Origin of the sequence: Pseudoalteromonas sp. SR45-5, from assembly GCF_014163565.1 — a bacterium.
Taxonomy (GTDB): domain Bacteria; phylum Pseudomonadota; class Gammaproteobacteria; order Enterobacterales; family Alteromonadaceae; genus Pseudoalteromonas; species Pseudoalteromonas distincta.
In genome coordinates, this window is the sequence record NZ_JACJDN010000277.1 from 1 (window position 1) to 5,168 (window position 5,168).

The following is a 5,168-nucleotide window of genomic DNA, read 5'->3' on the forward strand; positions in this document are numbered from 1 at the left end:
CCAAGCAATTACGTTATTTTGGCTGCATCAGAGTTTAAGCGAACAACAGCAAAGTACAGGGCTATTTTGGCTGCTTACGCTTGTGATTATATCTGGTTTTATTTTTACTCTTTTTTATATGCGTTTTTTAATTGTTCGCCCTGTTACTGCTATGCGCGATACTTTGATAGAAATAAACCAACAAGATGCAAATTTAGCAGCAAAACTTCCCCACTTTTCGTATGACGAATTTAAAGATTTAAGTTCACAATACAATATATTTACTGCCCATTTAAGTGAATTACTCAGCACAACATATAACAGTGCTCAAGCGAGTGCACACAGCAATACACAAGTCACTGAATCAATGAAAAATACTGAGCAATCAAGTGAGCAACAAATACAGTTAAGCCACAGTATTATTAATGCCAGTATGCAAATAACCCAAAGCTTACAAGACATAGTAAATAATACAGATAGCGTACATAACGTTAATAATGAACACCTTAACTTTGTAAAACTATCTGCGTCAGAACTCGCTGCTTTAGTAGAGCAGGTAAAACTTATTACTAATATGCTAGGTAGCTTTTCAAATACAATTGCGGGACTAAAAGAGAACAGTGAAAACATTCGTAGTATTTTAAAAATGGTTGAAGAGTTTTCTGATCAAACTAATTTGTTAGCCCTCAACGCCGCAATAGAAGCAGCTAGAGCGGGTGAAGCTGGCAGAGGATTTGCCGTAGTTGCAGACGAAGTACGCACGCTTTCAATAAAGGTAAGTGGCGCAACTAGGCAGATTAGCGACTTTATAAGTCAGATGAATGATTTGGTAAACGAGACAAATAAAGAGTCAGAGCAATTAATGACTCACTCTAATAACGCACAAAGCTCAATTAGTGCAACTTGTGATGGCTTTACTAAAATGCTTAGTGAGTTTGAGCACAACCAGCAGCAGCTGCAACAAATAGCCAGTGCTGTACATTTGCTTGAGGGCACCCAAAGTACGACTCATCAATCGGTAGAGCAAATCGTAGCTTTAGGGGAGCAAGCTAAACAACAAATAGATACGGCATTAGCCGATAGCGAGCAATCTCAACAGTTAAGCTTGCAAACCCAACAACAGTTAAAGCGCTTTGTGCACTAAGAAGCGTTTTCGGGCTCAGAGAAATATGGTAAATTACGCAGCTATTAATTTAAGTGTGTAAAGCGTGTGAGCAACCCTACCCCAGACTATGAAAAATTAGCCCTACAAATAAAAACCTGGGGGCAAGAGCTTGGCTTTAGCGAAGTGGGCATTACTGATATTGACTTATCTAAGCACGAAGCCCAATTGCAACGTTGGCTTGATGCAGGCTACCACGGCTCGATGGATTATATGGCTGCCCACGGTATGAAACGCGCCCGCCCTGCTGAATTAGTGCCTGGTACACAGCGTGTTATATCCGTAAAAATGAATTATCTCCCTCCCGATGCTGGCTTTGCAAAAACCTTAAAAAATAAAGAAAAAGCATATATAAGCCGCTATGCATTAGGTCGCGATTACCATAAATTAATGCGTAATCGTTTAAAAAAACTCGGCCAAAAAATAGAGCAAGAAATTGGCGAGTATGGCTTTAGACCCTTTGTAGATTCAGCCCCTGTACTTGAGCGTCAACTTGCCGAAAAAGCCGGCTTAGGGTGGCGTGGTAAGCATTCGTTATTAATTAACCAAGAAGCTGGGTCGTGGTTTTTTTTAGGCGAGCTATTTATTGATTTACCTCTACCAATTGATGCAGAAAACACCTTTGAAGGCTGCGGTAAATGCGTTGCTTGTATTACTCTTTGCCCAACAGGTGCAATTGTAGAGCCCTACGTTGTTGATGCACGTAAATGTATATCGTATTTAACCATAGAACACCAAGGGCCAATACCAGAGCAGTACCGAACTTTATTAGGCAATCGTGTTTATGGTTGTGATGATTGCCAGTTGGTATGTCCTTGGAATCGTTATGGACAAATAACTGACGAAAATGACTTTCATCCTCGCACTCAATTAAAAGATAAAGATTTACTTGAGCTGTTTGCTTGGGATGAGCCTACATTTTTAAAAAACACCGAAGGCAGCCCTATTCGTCGCATTGGCCACGAACGTTGGTTACGTAATTTAGCAGTTGGTTTAGGTAATGCAGAGTTCAGCCCCGCTATTATTAATGCCCTACAAGATAAAAGCCAAATATGCAGCGAACTTGTTTTAGAACATATTGAATGGGCACTTGCTCAGCAAAACGATAAACAACGATTACAAATTCGTAAAACAGCTAGGTTAATTAGAATTGTAGAAAAAGGCTTACCAAGGGATGCATAGCACCGCTTAAGTAAACCTTTATATTGCGAAGTAACTAGTTTTTCAAAAGTAACGATAGATCTTGTTCTATCTCTGTAAAGGCTGCTTTGACTTGTTTAACAGACTCTTCTCTTGCTACTGAGTTTTGGATAGTTTCATCTACTTTTTTATAAATAAACACCTCCTGATCTTCATCCAGTCCCATTGATGGGATACGTTCTTCGAGCTCTTCTTGTAACTGTTTAAACACTTTTTCGTTGTTTTGACGGTTTTCATTCAACAAGCTAATTAAGCTATGAAACTTACTATGAACAGTACTTGCTACGGCATTAAGTTTCGCTCGTTGTGATTCAAGCATTTTCTTGGTCATGATGGCGCGTAGCTGCTGCTCGGTAACACTGACAATAAAACATACGTGGTCGCGTATACGACCATGCTTGTCAGGGTCATGATCGGGCATATTTAAAATGAGTAAGCTAATCAATTCATAGTTAACTAAAATTCGGTGCGAAAACTCATGTAAGCGCCCTTTGTTTTTCAGCATTTCAAATAGCTCCACCACAATAGGTGAACACACGCCGTTTAGCGCAAAGTGGCTAATTTCATTATTTTCTCTAAATTCTACATTGCTTTGTAAATCAAAAGACTGAAGGCAATCTACAAGCGCTTTACCTAGCTCTTGAGGATCGTTAATAAAGCCTATGTTTTCAACGTAGTTAACTATTTGCCCCATTTCACTGCTATTGGCCATTGCATTAAATGCAGTTGATGTTGCATCTTCAACTTGCTTTTCTAGGCTTTGCTTTTCAACGAGTACTTGATTTAAATTTTTAAGCTTAGATTTAAGTTCGTCATGGCCAAAAGGTTTTACAATATAATCTTCTGCGCCAACAGAATAGCCTTCCATGCGTTCTTCAACAGTGCCGCGAGCAGAAACAAACATAACAATAATGTGTGCGGTATTTGGATTTGCTTTAAGTGCTTTACATACTTCATAGCCGTTCATTTGCGGCATACTTACGTCGAGTAATATAACCTGAGGCATATAACCTTCAACCATGTTTAAACACTCAGGACCATTTGTTGCTACTTGTAATTCAAAATCAAGCTCCTCTAAAATTTCCTCAATAATTTCAAGGTTAAAGGGTTCGTCATCAACGGCAAGTATTTTAGTTAAGGCCATAATTTATCATCCATTCAAATTCTTTAAAAAGTTACTTGGTATGCCAAAAAACAATTAATTAGTGTGTTGTATTAACTGATCTTCAGCTAAATGCTCGTCTAAGTTTATTTCTAATGGCACTTGTATAGATATAGTTGCACCACCATTTTCGTTGTTACGTGCAGTGATTTCACCTTGGTGTAAAGATACAAACTCTCTACACAATGCAAGGCCTAACCCTGTGCCACCAGCACCACTATTTGTTTTACTGCTTTGCACAAACTTAGTAAAAATATGCTCCAACTCATCTTCTGGTATACCGACCCCATTATCGGTAACCTCTATAGTAGCAAGCTTATTATCTGACTCTAAATTTACCCGTATTTTACTTTTAGGTTCGCTAAATTTAAGTGCGTTACCTAGTACGTTTCGAAGTAACTGGTTTATTTGCTCTTCATCACATTGTGCAATTACAGGTAATGGCTGTGCGGTAAATATAATCTCAATTTCTTTTTCCATTGCCGTACCAGACACATCATCAATACTTGTTTTAATAATATTCGCTAAATTATAGGGACGAGGGTTAAATGGAAACTTGCCTACATCTAGCTTAGATAGGTCGAGTAAATTATTTAGTAACGACAGTAAACGCTCACCACTACTCTCTATTCGCGATAAATACTTAATGAGTTTTTCTTTTGCAAAATCTCCAGCTTCTAATTTACTTAAACCAAAACGAGAAAAGCTTAAAATAGAGTGCATTGGTGTTCGAAGTTCATGCGACATGTTTGCTAAAAATTCTGATTTACTTAAGTTTGCAGCCTCAGCCACATTTTTAGCATGCTCGAGTTGTGAAGTACGCGCTCTTACTTGCTCTTCAAGAACATCTTTTGCTTCAAGTAATAAATCCTCTTTTTGCTTAAGATGGGTTACATTTTTAAATATGACCGCAAGTGCTATTTCGCCATGGTGATCTATCTCATTAAAAGAGCCAACTAAGGGTATATAACCTCCTGCTGTTTTAGATAAACGTAAATCGCAGCTAAATTGTCGATTACTATTTAATGTCGAAATCTTATCTTTAATACCTAAAATTGAATCATCATCTAAAAAATCAAATACTGATTTACCTTCGAGTTCATTAAACGGTAAGTTAAATAGTCTCAAGCAAGCATCATTAGCTTCTATCACTCTACCGCACTTTTCAAATAACATAATTGCATCGGGCGTATGTTTATAAATAACCTGAAGTAGGCTGTCTTTTTCAATTAGGGCATCAACCGTATCTTGTAGCCTTTCTACAAGCTCTGCGTTATGACGTTTTAATAACTCTGTTTGCCATAATTTATGTATTGATTGTAATAGTGAGCTATCGTTTAAAGGTTTAATAAGTACATCTTCTACGCCTTGACGAATTGCGTCGATCATTGAAACTTGATCAGGGCGTGAGGTAAATAACAAACAGCGGCAATGCGGTTGGGTTACTTTTAAATTTGAAAAAATTCCTAAACCTGTTCCGTCATCTAAAATAAAATCGCTTATTAGTATATCTATTTGCTTTTCTTTACTAATTTCTAAAGCTTCTGCGGAGGTTGTTGCAGTATGAGTCTCGATATGAGCACCGATTAAGCTATTTTTCATTTTTTCGAGACGTTCAGGAACATGGTCGACGAGTAAAATAGTAGGTAATTGCAAAATATGGTT

General features: G+C 37.8%; 4 protein-coding genes. 2 read left to right on the forward strand and 2 right to left on the reverse strand.

Annotated features, from left to right (window positions below; genetic code table 11):
• A partial coding sequence (locus tag H5072_RS11360; protein ID WP_182693579.1) for a methyl-accepting chemotaxis protein occupies positions 1–1,123 on the forward strand: 1,123 nt, incomplete at its 5' end.
• Positions 1,124–1,189: 66 nt separating this feature from the next.
• Complete coding sequence (gene queG, locus H5072_RS11365; protein WP_024594635.1) at positions 1,190–2,323, forward strand: tRNA epoxyqueuosine(34) reductase QueG; 1,134 nt, start codon at positions 1,190–1,192, stop codon at positions 2,321–2,323.
• A 34-nt stretch (positions 2,324–2,357) separates the two neighbouring features.
• Here the strand turns inward: queG and H5072_RS11370 are convergent, their stop codons facing one another.
• Together H5072_RS11370 and H5072_RS11375 are read right to left on the reverse strand one after the other, a co-directional pair.
• A complete protein-coding gene (locus H5072_RS11370; protein WP_182693580.1) occupies positions 2,358–3,485 on the reverse strand; it encodes a PleD family two-component system response regulator in 1,128 nt (375 codons plus the stop codon).
• Positions 3,486–3,539: 54 nt separating this feature from the next.
• Positions 3,540–5,168: ATP-binding protein (locus H5072_RS11375; RefSeq protein WP_182693581.1), on the reverse strand; the 1,629-nt coding region annotated here is incomplete at its 5' end.